Below are 15,864 nucleotides of genomic sequence, written 5' to 3'. Positions count from 1 at the left end.
GGAAGCATTGCCATGAACCCGTCCCATCTCCTGCGCAGCGCGCTGGCCGCCGCGGCCCTGGTCGCCCTCGCCGTTCCCGCGCTCGCGCAGGACACCATCAAGATCGGCATCACCCAGCCGCTGACCGGCCCCGTCGCCGCCTCGGGCACCTACGTGACCAACGGCGCACGCATCGCCGCCGAACTCGTCAACAAGAAGGGCGGCGTGCTGGGCAAGCCGATCGAGCTCGTGATCGAGGACAACAAGTCCAACCCGCGCGAGGCCGTCAACTCGGTCGAGAAGCTGATCCTCAAGGACAAGGTGCCGGTGCTGATGGGCGCCTGGAGCTCCACCTTCACGCTCGCGGTGATGCCCAAGCTCATGGAGTACGGCGTGCCCATGGTGGTGGAGACGGCCTCCTCCGGCAAGATCACCACGGCCGGCAACCCCTGGATCTTCCGCATCAGCCCGACCTCGGCCATGGAGGCCAGCGCCTTCGGCAAGAAGATCGACACCTTCACGCCGGCGATCAAGAAGGTCGACTTCCTGTCGGTCAACAACGACTGGGGCCTGGGCGCCGCGGCCGAGTTCAAGAAGATGTTCGAGGCCAAGGGCGTGGCCGTGGGCCGCACCGAGACCATGGCGCCCGACGCGACCGACCTGTCGGCCCAGCTGGCCGCGCTGAAGTCCACCGGTTCGGACACCGTGATCGTCACCTCGGGCATCGAGCAGCTCACGCTGGCGATCCGCCAGGCCGGCGAGCAGCGCCTGCCCCAGCGCATCATCACCACGGGCGGCTCCTTCCCCGAGCCGCTGCTCAAGACGCCGGGCCCGAAGGGCTACGCCAGCCAGCACCTGCTGTTCTTCGCACCCTGGGAAGTGGCGCGCGCGCAGTACCCCGCGGTCGCCAAGGAGTTCGCCGACGCCTGGGACGCGAAGAAGTTCGACTTCGCCGGCCAGACCGAGGGCTTCCGCGGCTTCGACGGCATCCTGACCATCGTCGAGGCGCTCAAGCTCGCCGGCAAGGCCGAGCCCGCCGCTATCCGCGATGCACTGTGGAAGGTGCAGGTCAAGGGGGTCAACGGCGACGTGCACTTCGTCAAGGAAGGCCCGGCCGGCAAGGAGAGCGGCCAGAACGAGCCCAGCATCTACGTCGTCGAGCTCAAAGACGGCACCGTCTCGGTCAAGTAAGGCACAGGGCACCGGCGTGGACCAGTTCCTCCAACACCTGCTCAACGGCCTCGTGCTGGGGGCCACCTACGCGCTGCTGGGCATCGGCCTCACGCTGATCTTCGGCATCATGAAGGTGGTCAACATGGCGCACGGCGAGCTGTACACGCTGGGTGCCTACGTGGCCTTCGGCTTCGTGTCGCTGCTGGGCCTGAACTACTTCGGCGCGGTGCTGATGGCCGCCGCGGTCGGCCTGGCGGCCGGCGCGGCCATCGAATGGCTGCTGCTGCGCCGGCGCAACCTGGCGGCCATCGACGAGGTCATGCTGATCATGATCGGCGTGATGATCGTGCTGCAGAACGCCGAACTGCTGGCCTGGGGCGGCGTGGCCAAGGCCGTGCCCTCGCCGTTCTCGCAGGAGCCCATCGTGCTGGGCGCGGTCTCGGTCTCGCCGATCCGGCTGTTCGTGCTCGTCACGGCGCTGGTGCTGCTGGTGGCCTTCTACCTGCTCATCGAACGCTCGCGGCTGGGGCTGTCGATGCGGGCCACCTTCCAGGACAAGGACGCGGCCAAGATCGTCGGCGTCAACGTCTCGCGCATCTACACGCTGACCTTCGCGCTGGGCTCGTGCCTGGCGGCCGTGGCCGGCGCGCTGCTCGCGCCGGTGTTCGTGGTCAACCCGACCATGGGCGACCTGGCGAGCCTGAAGGCCTTCGCCATCGTGATCCTGGGTGGTCTCGGCAACCTGGCCGGTGCTGCGCTGGGCGGCTTCGCGCTCGCGCTGATCGAGGAGTTCGGCGCCGGCTACATCTCCACCGCCTACCGCGACGCGATCGGCTTTCTCGTGATCCTGGGCGTGATGCTGCTGCGGCCCCAGGGCCTGTTCGTCATGAAGGAGCGTGTGGGATGAAGCCCTCCGTCGTCTTGTTCGCGGCCAGCGTGCTGGTGCTGGCCGGCCTGCCGTTCTGGTGGCCCGATCCCTACGTGCTGTCGGTCGTCGCATCGGCCGGCATCTTCATCGTGGCGGCCATCAGCCTGAACCTGCTGCTGGGCTACACGGGCCAGCTGAGCCTGGGCCACGTGGCCTTCTTCGGCATCGGTGCCTACACCAGCGCGCTGCTGTCGCTGGGCTTCGACGTGTCGCTGCCGGGCCTGGACGAGCCCTTCGTCGTCGCGCCCAAGCCGGTATGGCTGGCGTTCGGCAGCGGCATCGTGGTGGCCGGCCTGTTCGGCTGGCTGGTCGGCAAGCTGGCCTTCCGCGTGCGCGGCGCCTACTTCGTGATCGTGACCATCAGCTTCGCCCAGGTCATGCGCATGGTGGCCACCAACTGGGTCGACCTGACCGAGGGGCCGATGGCGCTCAACAACATCCCGCCGCTCACGCTGTGGCTGCCTTCCGGCGTGGTCGATCTCGTGACCAAGGCCCAGACCTACTGGCTGGTGCTGGCCGTGGCCGTGCTGGCCTGGCTGGTCGTCGCGGGCCTGGTGCACAGCCGCACGGGCCGCGCCATGGTCGCGCTGCGCGAGAACGAGACGCTGGCGCGCTCGATCGGCGTGCCCGTCACGCACTACCTGCGCATCGCAGCCGTCGGCGCCGCCGCCATCGCGGGCGCCGCGGGCGGGCTCTACGCGCACACGGTGCGCATCATCGACCCCGACGTCTTCATGTTCATGTTCACGATCACCATGGTCATCATGGTCATCGTCGGCGGCAAGGGCACGCTGGCCGGGCCGGTGGTGGGCGGGCTGCTGTTCGGCCTGCTGCCCGAGCTGCTGCGCGGCACGCTCAAGCCCGAGGTGCAGTGGATGCTGTACGGCGCGCTCATGGTCCTGATCCTGGTCTTCATGCCGCGCGGCATCGTGCCGGCGCTGTCCGGCCTGTTCCGCAGGAAGCCTGCGGCCGAAGCGGCTGCGCCGCGCGCCACGGTGGCTGGAGAAGCTGCATGAGCGAAGTCCTGCGCCTGGAAGACCTCACGATCCAGATCGCCGGCCTGCGCGCCGTCGACCAGCTGGGCTTTGCCGTCGAAGCGGGCCAGATCGTGAGCCTGATCGGCCCCAACGGTGCCGGCAAGACCACCACCTTCAACGCGATCTCGGGCTACATGCGCCCGACCGCGGGCCGCGTGTTCCTGTTCGGCGAGGACGTGACGGGCCTGTCGCCCGACCGCATCGCCCAGCGCGGCCTGGTGCGCAGCTTCCAGCGCACCAGCGTGTTCGCGGGCTGCACGGTGTTCGACAACCTGCTCACGGGCCTGCACCTGCGCGGCCGCAGCGGCGTGCTGCAGGCGCTGTTGCGCGGCACGGGCTTTCGCCGCGAGGAAGAAGAGCTGCGCGCCCAGGCCCACGCCATGCTCGGCTTCCTGGGCCTGCAGTCGCGCGCCGACGAGCTGGCCAGCAGCCTGTCGTACGGCGAGCAGCGCCTGCTGGGCGTGGGCCTGGCACTGGCCGCGCAGCCGCGCGTGCTGCTGCTGGACGAGCCGGCCGCGGGCCTGAACCCGTCGGAGACCGACGCCTTCAAGGAGATGGTGCGCCGCATCCGCGACAGCGGCGTCACCGTGCTGCTGGTGGAGCACGACATGCACATGGTGATGTCGATCTCCGACCACATCGTCGTGCTCAACCACGGCAAGCGCATCGCCACGGGCGGCCCCAAGGCCATCCAGCAGGACCCGGAAGTCATTCGCGCCTACCTCGGATCGGGGCTGCAGCATGCTCAAGCTTGAACAGGTGTCCGTGCGCTACGGCGCCACCCTGGGTGTGGACCGCATCACACTGGAAGTGCACGAGGGTGAACTCGTGGTGCTGATCGGCGCCAACGGCGCCGGCAAGTCGACCACGCTGCGCGCCATCAGCGGGCTGGAACCGCTCACGACCGGCAGCATCCACTTCGACGGCTACAGGATTTCCGGGGCCCTGCCGGCGCAGATCATCGACCGCGGCATCGCGCACTGCCCCGAGGGCCGGCGCGTGTTCCCGCAGCTCACCGTGCGCGAGAACCTGGAGATGGGCGGCTACCGCCGCAGCGACCGCCAGCGCATGCGCCAGGACATGGAGCGCCTGTTCGACAAGTTCCCGCGCCTGCGCGAACGCGCCGGCCAGGCCGCCGGCACGCTGTCCGGCGGCGAGCAGCAGATGCTGGCCATCGCGCGCGCGCTGATGTCGCGCCCGCGCCTGGTGATGTTCGACGAGCCCTCGCTGGGCCTGGCGCCCAACTTCGTCGAGATGATCTTCGAACTCGTGCAGGAGGTCCGGCGCGAGGGCACGACCGTGCTCATGGTCGAGCAGAACGCCTATGCCGCGCTGCAGATGTGCGACCGCGCCTACCTGCTGACCAACGGGCGCATCGTGCGCCAGGGCACGGGTGCCGAGATGCTGGCCGACGAAGGCGTGCGGGCGGCCTACCTGGGGGGGTGAGCGCTACCATCCGCGCTGCAGCGCCCCCTGCTGCGATGGAAGGAGCTGCCGGTGGCGCGCCTGGATCCCCGCAACACCTCGCGCTACTGGCATGCGCCTGGCCTGCCCGCCATGGACCTGCTGCAGGCCGATTTCACGACGCACGACTACGCGCCCCATGTGCACGATTCGCTGGTCGTCGCGGTGACGGAAGTCGGCGGTTCGGAGTTCAAGAGCCGTGGCCGCGCGCACATCGCCCATCCCCGGGCCCTGCTGGTCTTCAACCCCTCGGAGCCGCATTCGGGGCGGATGGGCGGCAGCCCGCGCTGGCGCTACCGCGCGTTCTACCTGGCCCGGCCGGCCATCGAGGACCTGCTGGGCGCGCTTGGCGCCGACCGGCCCGGCTACTTCACGTCCAACCTCGTGCCGGACCAGGACCTCGTCACGCGCTTCATGGCGCTCCACCGCGCGCTGGACGGAGCGCCACACGATGCGCTGTTCCAGCGCGAAGTGCTCGTGCGCGCTTTCGGCGACCTGCTGTGCAGGCATGGGCAGGCGGCGCCACGCATTCCCGGTGCGCCCGGTGACGCAGCCGCGCTGGCGCCGGCCCTGGAACTGCTGCGTGAGCGCTATGCGGACAGTCTGACGCTGGAGGACATGGGCAGGGCCGCAGGGCTGACACCATTCCAGTTGATCGTCGCTTTCAGGCGGAGGTTCGGCCTGACGCCACATGCCTACCTGACACAGTGGCGCCTGCGGGCCGCGCTGCGCCGATTGCAGGCGGGCCAGTGCGTGGTCGAGGCCGCGCTCGCCTGCGGCTTCTACGACCAAAGCGCCTTGAACAAGCACTTCAAGCGCAGCTTCGGCATGACGCCGCTCCAATACGTCGACGCGCACCCGCGCCGGGGCCGCGCCGCTCTCAATTCCGACCAATAGCAAGGCGCGCCGTCCTGCCATGCTGGGGGCCCTCCAGCAAGGCATGCCATGACGCGACCTTTCGAACTCCTGACACCCGGTGCGCCGATTTGCGGGATCCGGTCCCGCGGCGCACGGCCGGGCCTGTGATGCGCGCCGCGTTGCTCGCGCTGTGGGCGCGGCCGGTCTGGCTCCTGTGGCTCCCGCCCGTCTTCTGGGCCGGCAACCTCGTGCTGGGGCGTGCGCTCGGGCCCGTGTTCCCACCGGTGTCCCTGGCGGTCGGCCGCTGGGTCGTCGCACTGGTGGTGCTGGCACCGTTCGTCTGGCGGCCTGCCTTGCGTGAACGTGGGCTGCTGGCGCAGCACTGGGCCCTGGTGCTGGCCTGCGGGGCCTTCGGGATCGCCGGCTACAACGCCCTCGGCTACCTTGCGCTGCAGACCGTGCCGGCTGCCAGCGTCGCGTTCCTCAATTCGACCTTGCCGCTCATGGTGCCGCTGGCTGCGGTGCTGCTGGGCGCCGAGCGCATCACCTGGAAGGCGCTGCTCGGCATCGCCATCTCGTTCGTGGGAATCGCCTGGATCGCCGCCCGCGGCGACATGGCGAGCTTTGCCGCGCTGCGATTCGATGGAGGCGAATGGCTGGTGCTGGTGGCGGTCGCCAACTACGCCGTCTACTCCGTGCTGCTGCGGCGCAAGCCCGCCAGCATCAGCCCGCTGGTGTTCCTGGCGGCCACCATCGCCGCGGGCCTGCTGGTGCTGGCGCCCTTCTGGGCCGTCGAACTCGCGCGCGGCGCGCGCATCCCGACGGACCCGGCGTCGCTCGGTGCCGTGCTCTACATCGGCGTTTTCGCATCGCTGTTCGCGTTCATTCTCTGGGGCCGCTGCGTCGCCACGCTGGGCGCGACGGTGACGGGTGTCTCGTTCCACCTCGTCGCGCTGTTCACCGCGCTGCTGGCCTTCGCCGCGCTCGGGGAGCCCGTGCGCGCGTTCCACGTCGCGGGCTTCCTGCTCATTCTGCTGGGCTTTTGCGTCACGACGTTCCAGCGCGCGGGCCGCGCATCCACGCCCACGCGGCCCCCGGTGCCGCGGCAGCATTGACGCGCGATGGCCATGGCCTTGCGCGTGGCCCCTGGCAGCGCCGCGCCCTGGATGGCGCGCGCCATCTCCGCGCCTGCTTCAGGTGGGGCTGTCCACGAGCTCGCGCGACAGCGTCTCGGCACGCTGGCGCGCGCGCAGCGCCGCGGCGCCGAGCTGCTGCGCCACGCCGGCCTGTGCCAGGTGCTCCAGCGCCGCGAAGGTGGTGCCGCCCGGCGAGGTGACCCGCTCGCGCAGCCGTGCCAGCGGCTCCGGGCTGTCCAGCGCCATGGCCGCCGCGCCTGCGAAGGTGCGGCCCACGAGCTGCAGTGCGTCGGCCGGCGCCAGCCCCATCTGCGCACCGGCCTGCACCAGCGCCTCCATCAGGTAGAACACGTAGGCCGGGCCCGAGCCCGACAGCGCGGTCACGGCGTCCAGGTCGGCCTCGCGCGGCACCCACAGCAGCGCGCCCGTGGGCGCCAGCAGGCGCGCCACGCGGGCGCGGTCGTCCGCACCGACCGCTGCATCGGCGTACAGCCCGGTCATGCCCTGGCCCACCAGGGCCGGCGTGTTGGGCATGGCGCGCACCACGCGCTGCGCGCCGGTCCAGCGCGCCACGGCCGCGCAGGGGATGCCGGCCGCGATGCTGAGCTGCAGCGCGCCCGCCACGCGGCCCGCGCAGGCCTGCGCCGCGGCTTGCAGCTGCTGCGGCTTGACGGCCCAGACCACCACCGCGCACCCGGCCAGCGCCGGCACCGGCAGCGCATCCGCCTGCACGCCGAGCGTTGCGCGCAGCTGTGCGCGCGCCGGCGCATGGGGTTCCACCACCGTGACCGCCGCGGGGTCCATGCCGCCGCGCAGCAGGCCGCCCAGGATGGCACTGGCCATGTTGCCGCCGCCGACGAAGCCGATGCGTTCGTGCGCCTGCATCATTGCGTCCGCCCGCCCAGGTACAGCGCGCGCATCTGCGGGTCGCGCAGCAGCTCCGCGGCGCGGCCTTCCAGCGCCACCTGCCCCATGGACAGCACGTAGGCCCTGTCGGAGATGCGCAGCGCCTCCATCGCGTTCTGCTCGACCATGAGCACCGTCACGCCCTCCTGCTCGCGCACGCGCACGATGGCGTCGAAGACCTCGTGCAGCACCTTGGGCGACAGGCCGGCCGAGGGCTCGTCCAGCAGCAGCATGCGCGGGCGCGGCATCAGCGCGCGCGCCAGCGCCAGGATCTGGCGTTCGCCGCCCGACAGCGCCGCGGCCGGCGACTTGAGCTTGCGGCCCAGCACGGGGTAGAGCGTGCAGAGCTCGTCCATGCGCGCGGCGACCTTGTCGCGCGGCAGGTAATGCCCGCCGACCTGCAGGTTCTCGCGCACCGAGAGCACGCTGAACACGTTCTCGGTCTGCGGCACGAAGCCCACGCCCAGATGGCGCACCTTGTCCGGGGCCGTGCGCTGCGCCACTTCCGCGCCCTCGAGCCGGATGCTGCCCTGGCGCGGCAGCAGGAAGCCGGCGATGGTCTTGAGCAGCGTGGACTTGCCGCAGCCGTTGGGGCCCAGCAGCGTCACGATCTCGCGCTCGCGCGCATCCAGGGCGATGCCCTTCAAGATGTCCACCTCCCGGCTGTAGCCGGCCACCACGTCGCGCACCTCGATCATGCGAACGCCTCCTGCGCGGCTTCGGCGCGCTGGTGCGCGGCCGCGCCCAGGTAGGCCTCGGCCACGCGTTCGTTGGACGCCAGCTCGTCGGGCCGGCAGCTGGCCACGATGCGGCCGCGGTCCAGCACCACGCAGCGCGTGCACAGGGATTGGATGAAGTGCATGTCGTGTTCCACCACCACCAGCGTCATGCCGGCGGCGTTCAGTCTCAACAGGGCCTGGACGATGTCGTTGCGCAGGTTGGGGTGCACGCCGGCCGTGGGTTCGTCCAGCATCAGCATCTGCGGGTCGCCCATCAGCGCGCAGACGATGCCCAGCAGCTTCTTCTGCCCGCCCGACAGGGCCGCGGCCGGCAGGTCGCGCACGGGCTCGAGCAGCAGCTCGCGCAGCAGCCGCGCGGCCTTGTCGCGCGCGGCCTGTTCGGCCTGGCGCGCCGGCGCCGGGCGCAGCAGCGTGTCCCAGACGCCGTGGCGCGCGGTGCTGGCGGCCATGGCCACCTCCATGACCGACATCCTGGTCGGCATGGAAGGCAGCTGGAAGGTGCGCGCGATGCCGCGGCCCACGATGCGGTGCGCGGCCAGCTTCTCGATGGGCGTGCCGTCGAACACGATGCTGCCGCGGTCCAGCGCCTCGAAGCCCGTGGCGATGTTGAGCAGCGTGCTCTTGCCCGAGCCGTTGGGGCCCAGCAGGCCGACGATCTCGCCGCGCGCCACGGCCATGTCCACGCCGTCGAGCACGACGTTGCCGCCGAAGGCCTTGCCCAGGCCGGCGATGTGCAGGAGTTTCTCGCTCATGGGATCTTCCGGAGTTTTTCGGGCACCAGGCCCTCGCTGCGCCACAGCAGGCAGGCCAGCAGGATCAGGCCGATCAGGCCGATGCGCATGGCGCCGGCCGTGTCCGAGCTGAACTGGAAATGGTCCTTGGCGAACGGCACCAGCGTGTGCGCCGCCTGCACCACCAGCACGCCGACCAGCACGCCGGCAATGTTGCCCAGGCCGCCGATCATGACCATGGTCCAGAGCAGGAAGGTCTCGGCCGCCAGCATGTAGTCGGGCCCGGCGAAGCTCATGTAGTGGGCGTAGAGCGAGCCCGCGATGGCCGTCAGCGCGGCGCCGCCCATGACGGCGCGCGACTTGAGCGACTGCAGGTCGTAGCCCATGCAGGCCGCGAGCTTGGGTTCCTCGCGCATGAGCCGCAGCGCGCGGCCGAAACGGCCGCTGCCCAGCCGGCTGCAGCCCCAGGCGGCCAGCGCCACCAGGCCCAGCACGAAGGCCAGGAAGGCCACCGCGTTCCAGGGCCGTGCCAGGCCTTCGAACAGCGAGGGGATGGACGTGATGCCATTGGCCCCGCCCGTGAGCCAGCCCTCGTTGGTGGCCACGGTGCGCAGGATCTCGGCGATGGCCAGCGTGGCGATGCCCCAGTAGTCCGAGCCGAGCTGGCGCCCGAGCCGCGCGATGCACCAGCCCAGCGCCATGGCCAGCGCGATGCCGGTGGCCGCGCCGGCCCAGGCCGGGCCGCCGGCCTGCACCACGATGCCGGTGGCGTAGGCACCCAGGCCGGCGAAGGCGATGTTGCCGAAGTTCAGCAATCCGGCGTAGCCGGCCTGCAGGTTCAGGCCCAGCGCCATCAGCGCGTAGATGCCGGCGAAGGTCAGGGAAGACAGCAGGAAATCAAACACGGCGCACCTCACGGTCGAACAGGCCGTAGGGCTTGAACAGCAGGGCCAGCAGCAGGATCAGGAACGAGGCGGCACCGATGTAGGCCACCGGCAGGAAGGCGAGCTCCCGGCCGACCGCCCAGCCGAAGTTCAGGTTGGTGAACAGCGTCTCGGCCAGCGCGATCAGCACGGCGCCGGCCACGGCGCCCAGCGGGTTGCCCAGCCCGCCCAGGATGGCGGCGGCGAACACCGGCAGCAGGAGGTCGTTGCCCAGCTGCACGTGGGCGCCGGTGGACAGCGCCAGCAGGCTGCCCCCCAGGCCGGCCAGCGCGCCGCTGCCGAAGCTCACGCCCAGCGTGAGCCGGCCCGCCTGCAGGCCCGAGGCGGCGGCCAGCGGCGCGTTGGAGGCCATGGCCCGCAGTGCGCGGCCGGCCCGCGTGGCGAACAGCAGCAGCGCGAACAGCGCCAGCAGCACCCCCGTGACCGACATGGCCCACAGCTGGGTCTGCGAGATGCGCGCCGTGCCGAGCACGATGGGCTGGGCCAGCGGCAGGTTGAACATGCGCGGGAAGGAGCCCGCGAAGCCCTGCACGCCGGCCACGATCAGCATGGCCACGGCCAGCGAACCGATCATGGCGATGGCCGGGCCGCCGCGCAGCAGGCGCTGGAACACGGCCACGTGCAGCGCCAGCGCGAGCGCGCCGGTGGCCACGCTGGCCAGCGCGATGGCCAGCGGCAGCGGCAGCGCCGCGGCGTGCAGCGCGAAGGCGGCGTAGGCACCGACCATGGCGATCTGCACATGGGCGATGTTGGGGAACTTCACCAGTCCGTAGACGGTGGACAGGCCGAGCGCGACCAGGGCCAGGTCGGACGCGCGCAGCAAGGTGTCGATGAGGAGTTGGAGCATGGGTTGCGGCCGTGCGGCGGATGCGGGAAAGCCGCGCCCGGCATGCGCCGGGCGCGGGCGTGGCGCAGGATCAGCGCGGGACGACCTTGCCGTCGTACTTGAGCTTGGCGTAGGGCGGGTCGACGCGCTGGCGCTCGGCGTCCAGCACGATGGGGCCGGTCACGCCCACGTAGCCGCCCTTGCCGATCTCCTTGAGGGCGGCCTGCACCGCGGCGGTGTCGGTGGACTTGGCCTTGTTCATGGCGGCGGCCGTCAGCAGCACGGCGTCGTAGGCGTAGCCGGTGTAGGAGGTCTTGATGCCTTCCTTGTACTTGGCGGCGAAGGCCTCGGCATAGGCCTTGCCGGCCTCGCCGTAGACGTTGCCCACCTCCATGCCGAGCTGGCCCTTGGCGATGTCGGCGGGCGTGTCCGACAGGCTCATGCTGAGCAGGATGGCGTACCAGGGCTGCTGGCGCAGGCCCAGCTCGAAGGCCTCGCGGTTGATGACGGCCGACTCCTGGCCGTAGGCGGTGTAGATGTAGGCGTCGGGCTGGCTGCGCGCCATCTGCTGCAGCTCGCGGCGGTAGGTGGACTGGCCCTGCGTGTAGAGCAGCTCGGTGACGATCTTGCCGCCCAGCTTCTCGAACTCTTCCTTGAAGCCGTGGGCCACGCCCTGGCCGTAGGCATTGTTGGGCGCCAGCATGGCGACCTTGCGGTAGCCCAGGGCCCAGGTGTCGGCGGCCGAGAACTTGTTGCCCAGGTTCTCCAGGCCGATCAGGTTGAACGAGGTGGCGCCCAGGTCGCGGATCTTCACGCTGGTGCTGGCGATGTTGATGTGGGCCACGCCCTCCTTGACGATGTACTGCGCCATCGGCAGCGTGATGCCCGAGGAGTACTCGCCGATGATGACCGGCACCTTGTCCACCGTGACCAGCTTGCGCGCGGCGTTCAGGGCCGTGGTGGCGTTGCCGCCCGAGTCCTCGATCACGACCTCGAACTTCTTGCCCATCACGCCGCCCTGGGCGTTGACCTTGTCGGCGGCCAGCGCCACGGCGCGGCGCACGTCCTCGCCCACGGTGGCGTTGGAGCCGGTCAGCGAGAGCACGGCACCCATGCGGATGCTGTCCTGCGCGTGGGCATGGGAGGTCCAGGCGCAAAGGCCCAGCGTGGCGAGGGCGAGGGCATGGCGGCGGTGCAAAGACATGGTGGCGAGACTCCTTGGGTGCTCGTTGGTTGGGAAGGATGCGGCCGGTGGCCGCGGGTTGGGAAACGGGGTGCGCGGCATCAGCCGATGGCCATGAGCGAGGCGTTGCCGCCGGCGGCCGCGGTGTTGGTGCTGACGGCGCGCTCGACGACGAGCCGCTCCAGCGCGTAGCGGCCGCGGCCGCTGGCGATCTCGTCGCTGGCCAGGCCCTGCACGGACAGGATGGGGCCGTCGCGCTGTGCCAGCTGGCGGTTCAGCGCGCGCAGCGCGTCGGGGTCGCCCTCGAACAGCGCGGCTTGGATGTCGGCGGCCAGGGCCTGGTCCGCTGCCAGCACACGCGCCTCGGCGCGCTCGGCCTCGGGCAAGGCCGCCAGCTGCGCGCGCGCGGCCGGTGTGTCGGTCCACAGCACGCGGTTGCCGGTGGCGCGCGCGGCCTCCCACTGCGCCTGCGCACCGGCCGGCGTGGCTGCCACGCACAACACCGTGCCGCGCGGGGCCAGGCTGTACAGGTTGCGCTCGCCGGTCGGGCCGGGCAGCACGGTGGGCTCGCGCAGGCGCAGCGCGGGGCGCGGTCCGGCGGCCAGCAGCCGGTGCAGGTACAGCGGGCCGCCGGCCTTGGGGCCGGTGCCCGAGAGGCCTTCGCCGCCGAAGGGCTGCACGCCGACCACGGCACCCACCACGTTGCGGTTCACGTACACGTTGCCGGCGTGGATGCGCGCCGTCACCTGGGCGATGGTCTCGTCGATGCGCGTGTGCAGGCCGAAGGTCAGGCCGTAGCCGGTGGCGTTGATGGCGTCGATGAGCTGGGGCAGGGCGCCGCGCCGGTAGCGCAGCACGTGCAGCACGGGGCCGAAGACCTCGCGCTCGAGCCGGGCCGGGCTGTCGATCTCCACCAGGGCCGGCGCCACGAAGCTGCCCTGCGCGCAGGCGGCCGGCAGCGCCAGCCGCTCGACGCGGCAACCGGCCGCGGCCATGGCCGCGACGTGCTTCTCGATCGCCTCGCGCGCGGCCTCGTCGATGACCGGGCCCACGTCGGTCTCCAGCCGGTCGGGGTTGCCCACGGCCAGCTCGTGCAGCGCACCGCGCAGCATGGCCAGCATGCGGTCGGCCACGTCCTCCTGCAGGCACAAAAGGCGCAGCGCCGAGCAGCGCTGGCCGGCCGAGTCGTAGGCCGACTGCAGCACGTCCAGCACCACCTGCTCGGGCAGGGCCGAGGAATCCACCACCATGGCGTTCTGGCCGCCGGTCTCGGCGATCAGCGGGATGGTGCGGCCCTGGTCGTCCAGGCGCTCGGCCAGCTGGCGTGCGATGAGGCGCGCCACCTCGGTGGAGCCCGTGAACATCACGCCGCGCACGCGCGGGTCGGCCACCAGGCGTGCGCCCACGGTCTCGCCGGGACCGGGCAGCAGCTGCAGCGCGCCGTGCGGCACACCGGCGGTGTGCAGGATCTCGACCGCGCAGGCGGCGACCAGCGGCGTCTGCTCGGCCGGCTTGGCCAGCACCACATTGCCGGCCGCCAGCGCCGCGGCCAGCTGGCCCGTGAAGATGGCCAGCGGGAAGTTCCAGGGGCTGATGCACAGCACCGGGCCCAGCGGCAATTCGGTGCCGGCGGCCAGCTCGGCGCGGGCCTGGGCCGCGTAGTAGCGCAGGAAGTCCACCGCCTCGCGCACCTCGGCGATGGCGTTGGGCAGGGTCTTGCCGGCCTCGCGCACGATCAGGCCCAGCAGCTGCTGCATCTGCCCCTCCAGCGCATCGGCGGCCCGCTCCAGGCAGCGCGCGCGTTCGGCCGGCGGGGTGGACTGCCAGATCGGCGCGGCATCCTGGGCCGCCGCGAGCGCGGCGTCGACCTGGTCCGTGCTGGCTTCGAGCACGTGGCCGACCACGTCGCGCCGGTCGGCCGGGTTGCGCACGGGCTGGGCGCGGGCGGCGTCCCAGCCGCAACCGGTCGGGCCGGCCTGCCAGGCCCGGCCGGTGCTGCCCAAGAGTGCGGTGGCCAGCGAGGCCAGGCGCTGTTCGTTGGACAGGTCCAGCCCGGCGGAGTTGGCGCGGTCCGGGAACAGGTCGCGCGGCAGCGGGATGCGCTCGTGCGGCGCGCCCAGCGGCTGGGCGCGCTCGGCCGCGGCCACCGGGTCGGCGACCAGCGCGTCCACCGGCACGCGCGGGTCGGCGATCTGGTTCACGAAGGAGGTGTTGGCGCCGTTCTCGAGCAGCCGGCGCACCAGGTAGGCCAGCAGCGTTTCGTGCGTGCCGACCGGCGCATAGATGCGGCAGGGCCGCGCCAGCTTGCCGTCGGCCACGGCGCCCACCACCTCCTCGTAGAGCGGCTCGCCCATGCCGTGCAGGCACTGGAACTCGTACTGTCCGGGGTAGTAGTTGTTGCCGGCCATCTGGTAGATGGCGGCCAGCGTGTAGGCGTTGTGGGTGGCGAACTGCGGGTAGATGGCCTGGGGCTGGGCCAGCAGCTTGCGCGCGCAGGCCAGGTAGGAGATGTCGGTGTGCAGCTTGCGCGTGAACACCGGGTAGTCCTCCAGGCCGTCGACCTGGGCGCGCTTGATCTCGCTGTCCCAGTAGGCGCCCTTGACCAGCCGCACCATCAGGCGCCGGCCGCTGCGCTGGGCCAGCTCGACCAGGTGGTCGATCACGAAGGGGCAGCGCTTCTGGTAGGCCTGCACCACGAAGCCGATGCCGTCCCAGCCCTGCAGCTCGGGGTCGAAGCACAGGGCCTCGAGCAGGTCCAGCGAGAGTTCCAGCCGGTCGGCCTCCTCGGCGTCGATGTTCAGGCCAATGTCGTAGCGGCGCGCCAGCAGGGCCAGTGCGCGCACGCGCGGCAGCAGCTCGCCGACCACGCGCTCGTGCTGGGCACGCGCGTAGCGCGGGTGCAGCGCCGACAGCTTGATCGAGATGCCGGGGCCCTCGTAGATGCCGCGGCCCGCGCTGGCGCGGCCGATGGCGTGGATGGCCTGCTCGTACAGGCCCAGGTAGCGCGCCGCGTCCTCGGCCGTGGTGGCGGCCTCGCCCAGCATGTCGTAGGAGTAGCGAAAGCCCCTGGCCTCCAGCTTGCGGGCATTGGCCAGGGCCGAGGAGATGGTCTCGCCCGTCACGAACTGCTCGCCCATCACGCGCATGGCCGTGTCCACGCCCTTGCGGATCAGCGGCTCGCCGCCCTTGCCGATCAGCCGCGACAGGGCCGAGGACAGCGACTTCTCGCTGCTGGTGGACACCAGCTTGCCGGTCAGCAGCAGGCCCCAGGTGGCGGCGTTCACGAACAGCGAGGGCGAGTGGCCCACATGCGACTGCCAGTCGCCCTGGCTGATCTTGTCGCGGATCAGCGCGTCGCGCGTGGCCCGGTCGGGGATGCGCAGCAGGGCTTCGGCCATGCACATCAGTGCCACGCCCTCCTGGCTGGACAGGGAGAATTCCTGCAGCAGGCCTTCCACGCCGCCGCCGGTGCCGCGCGCGCGCAGCGCCGTCACGAGCTTGCGCGCCAGGGCCTCGGCCTTGGCGGTGGCCGCGGCCGGCTGGCGCGCCAGGCCCAGCAACAGCGGCACGCATTCGGGCTCCGGACGGCGGTAAGCGGCCGTGATGGCGGCGCGCCGCACCGACTGGGGTGCAACTCCCTGGGCGAAGATCAGAAAAGGTTGCACCGTTGTGGCGCTGCTGAATACTTCGGTTGCACCTTCGAGGTGCGCAAGACCGTCCATGGCGGTGCCGAGCTCGCCTGCGCCCACCAGTCGCCCCGGCACGAAGCCGCCTTCGACCTTTTCGATCGCACTCAGCACGGCCTGCTTGATGAACCAGTGCGGGCTGCGCCCCACGGCCTCCGCCGCGGCCTTCAGCCGGGAGCGGAACAGTTCATCCACCTTGATGCCCAATGTCGTCAAACTCATCTTTCACCTGCACGCGCGCCAGGAGCGCGGGTTGCACCTTGTCAAAACGGG

At 71.3% G+C, this 15,864-nt stretch carries 14 protein-coding genes; 7 read left to right on the top strand and 7 right to left on the bottom strand.

From position 1 onward, the window contains the following. Positions 1-12: 12 nt before the first annotated feature. The 7 genes from IE209_RS18410 (at position 13) to IE209_RS18380 (ending at position 6,554) form a co-directional block, all read left to right on the top strand. Positions 13-1,170: an ABC transporter substrate-binding protein gene (locus IE209_RS18410; protein ID WP_189688399.1), complete on the top strand. Its 1,158-nt coding sequence runs from the start codon at positions 13-15 to the stop codon at positions 1,168-1,170. 16 nt (positions 1,171-1,186) lie between these two features. Continuing rightward, positions 1,187-2,059, top strand: coding sequence for a branched-chain amino acid ABC transporter permease (locus IE209_RS18405; protein ID WP_189688398.1), 873 nt, complete (start codon positions 1,187-1,189; stop codon positions 2,057-2,059). After that, positions 2,056-3,096 carry a branched-chain amino acid ABC transporter permease gene (locus IE209_RS18400; protein ID WP_189688397.1) on the top strand — a complete coding sequence of 347 codons (1,041 nt, stop codon included), beginning with the start codon at positions 2,056-2,058 and terminating at the stop codon, positions 3,094-3,096. Before IE209_RS18405 ends, IE209_RS18400 begins: the two co-directional genes overlap by 4 nt. Continuing rightward, positions 3,093-3,872: an ABC transporter ATP-binding protein gene (locus IE209_RS18395; RefSeq protein ID WP_189688396.1), complete on the top strand. Its 780-nt coding sequence runs from the start codon at positions 3,093-3,095 to the stop codon at positions 3,870-3,872. The genes IE209_RS18400 and IE209_RS18395 overlap by 4 nt, the downstream gene beginning before the upstream one ends. After that, on the top strand, positions 3,859-4,563 hold the full coding sequence (locus tag IE209_RS18390) for an ABC transporter ATP-binding protein (protein WP_189688395.1): 705 nt from the start codon (positions 3,859-3,861) through the stop codon (positions 4,561-4,563). Before IE209_RS18395 ends, IE209_RS18390 begins: the two co-directional genes overlap by 14 nt. Positions 4,564-4,614: 51 nt before the next feature. Continuing rightward, the gene (locus IE209_RS18385) at positions 4,615-5,478 is read left to right on the top strand and encodes a helix-turn-helix transcriptional regulator (protein WP_229882931.1); all 864 of its coding nucleotides are present in this window, start codon (positions 4,615-4,617) and stop codon (positions 5,476-5,478) included. Positions 5,479-5,606: 128 nt separating this feature from the next. Next, positions 5,607-6,554 (top strand): DMT family transporter, encoded by a 948-nt coding sequence (locus tag IE209_RS18380; protein WP_373305376.1) that lies wholly within the window; start codon positions 5,607-5,609, stop codon positions 6,552-6,554. Between the two features lie 78 nt (positions 6,555-6,632). On the opposite strand, the gene proC is transcribed toward IE209_RS18380, so the two are convergent. The 7 genes from proC to putA all read right to left on the bottom strand — a co-directional run bounded on the left by proC (position 6,633) and on the right by putA (position 15,813). Continuing rightward, complete coding sequence (gene proC, locus IE209_RS18375; protein WP_229882930.1) at positions 6,633-7,460, bottom strand: pyrroline-5-carboxylate reductase; 828 nt, start codon at positions 7,458-7,460, stop codon at positions 6,633-6,635. Next, positions 7,460-8,179 (bottom strand): ABC transporter ATP-binding protein, encoded by a 720-nt coding sequence (locus tag IE209_RS18370; RefSeq protein WP_189688393.1) that lies wholly within the window; start codon positions 8,177-8,179, stop codon positions 7,460-7,462. The genes proC and IE209_RS18370 overlap by 1 nt, the downstream gene beginning before the upstream one ends. Further along, positions 8,176-8,973 (bottom strand): ABC transporter ATP-binding protein, encoded by a 798-nt coding sequence (locus IE209_RS18365; protein ID WP_189688392.1) that lies wholly within the window; start codon positions 8,971-8,973, stop codon positions 8,176-8,178. Before IE209_RS18365 ends, IE209_RS18370 begins: the two co-directional genes overlap by 4 nt. Next, the gene (locus tag IE209_RS18360) at positions 8,970-9,857 is read right to left on the bottom strand and encodes a branched-chain amino acid ABC transporter permease (RefSeq protein ID WP_145547395.1); all 888 of its coding nucleotides are present in this window, start codon (positions 9,855-9,857) and stop codon (positions 8,970-8,972) included. The genes IE209_RS18365 and IE209_RS18360 overlap by 4 nt, the downstream gene beginning before the upstream one ends. Then, positions 9,850-10,743: a branched-chain amino acid ABC transporter permease gene (locus IE209_RS18355; RefSeq protein WP_189688391.1), complete on the bottom strand. Its 894-nt coding sequence runs from the start codon at positions 10,741-10,743 to the stop codon at positions 9,850-9,852. Before IE209_RS18355 ends, IE209_RS18360 begins: the two co-directional genes overlap by 8 nt. Positions 10,744-10,813: 70 nt before the next feature. Further along, entirely contained in the window at positions 10,814-11,926 is a 1,113-nt protein-coding gene (locus tag IE209_RS18350) for an ABC transporter substrate-binding protein (RefSeq protein ID WP_189688390.1), read from the bottom strand. 80 nt (positions 11,927-12,006) lie between these two features. Next, positions 12,007-15,813, bottom strand: a complete 3,807-nt coding sequence (gene putA / locus IE209_RS18345; RefSeq protein WP_189688389.1) for a trifunctional transcriptional regulator/proline dehydrogenase/L-glutamate gamma-semialdehyde dehydrogenase — start codon at positions 15,811-15,813, stop codon at positions 12,007-12,009. Positions 15,814-15,864 lie beyond the last annotated feature (51 nt).

Origin of the sequence: Pseudorhodoferax aquiterrae, from assembly GCF_014652235.1 — a bacterium.
Classification (GTDB): Bacteria; Pseudomonadota; Gammaproteobacteria; order Burkholderiales; family Burkholderiaceae_C; genus Pseudorhodoferax; species Pseudorhodoferax aquiterrae.
This window is presented reverse-complemented; position numbering and strand designations above follow the sequence as displayed.

Coding starts and splice junctions, on each gene's coding strand:
- IE209_RS18390 (WP_189688395.1), top strand. CDS start 3,859: ATGCTCAAGCTTGAACAGGTGTCCGTGCGCTACGGCGCCACCCTGGGT.
- IE209_RS18395 (WP_189688396.1), top strand. CDS start 3,093: ATGAGCGAAGTCCTGCGCCTGGAAGACCTCACGATCCAGATCGCCGGC.
- IE209_RS18365 (WP_189688392.1), bottom strand. CDS start 8,973: ATGAGCGAGAAACTCCTGCACATCGCCGGCCTGGGCAAGGCCTTCGGC.
- IE209_RS18410 (WP_189688399.1), top strand. CDS start 13: ATGAACCCGTCCCATCTCCTGCGCAGCGCGCTGGCCGCCGCGGCCCTG.
- IE209_RS18400 (WP_189688397.1), top strand. CDS start 2,056: ATGAAGCCCTCCGTCGTCTTGTTCGCGGCCAGCGTGCTGGTGCTGGCC.
- putA (WP_189688389.1), bottom strand. CDS start 15,813: ATGAGTTTGACGACATTGGGCATCAAGGTGGATGAACTGTTCCGCTCC.
- IE209_RS18350 (WP_189688390.1), bottom strand. CDS start 11,926: ATGTCTTTGCACCGCCGCCATGCCCTCGCCCTCGCCACGCTGGGCCTT.
- proC (WP_229882930.1), bottom strand. CDS start 7,460: ATGCAGGCGCACGAACGCATCGGCTTCGTCGGCGGCGGCAACATGGCC.
- IE209_RS18370 (WP_189688393.1), bottom strand. CDS start 8,179: ATGATCGAGGTGCGCGACGTGGTGGCCGGCTACAGCCGGGAGGTGGAC.
- IE209_RS18355 (WP_189688391.1), bottom strand. CDS start 10,743: ATGCTCCAACTCCTCATCGACACCTTGCTGCGCGCGTCCGACCTGGCC.
- IE209_RS18380 (WP_373305376.1), top strand. CDS start 5,607: ATGCGCGCCGCGTTGCTCGCGCTGTGGGCGCGGCCGGTCTGGCTCCTG.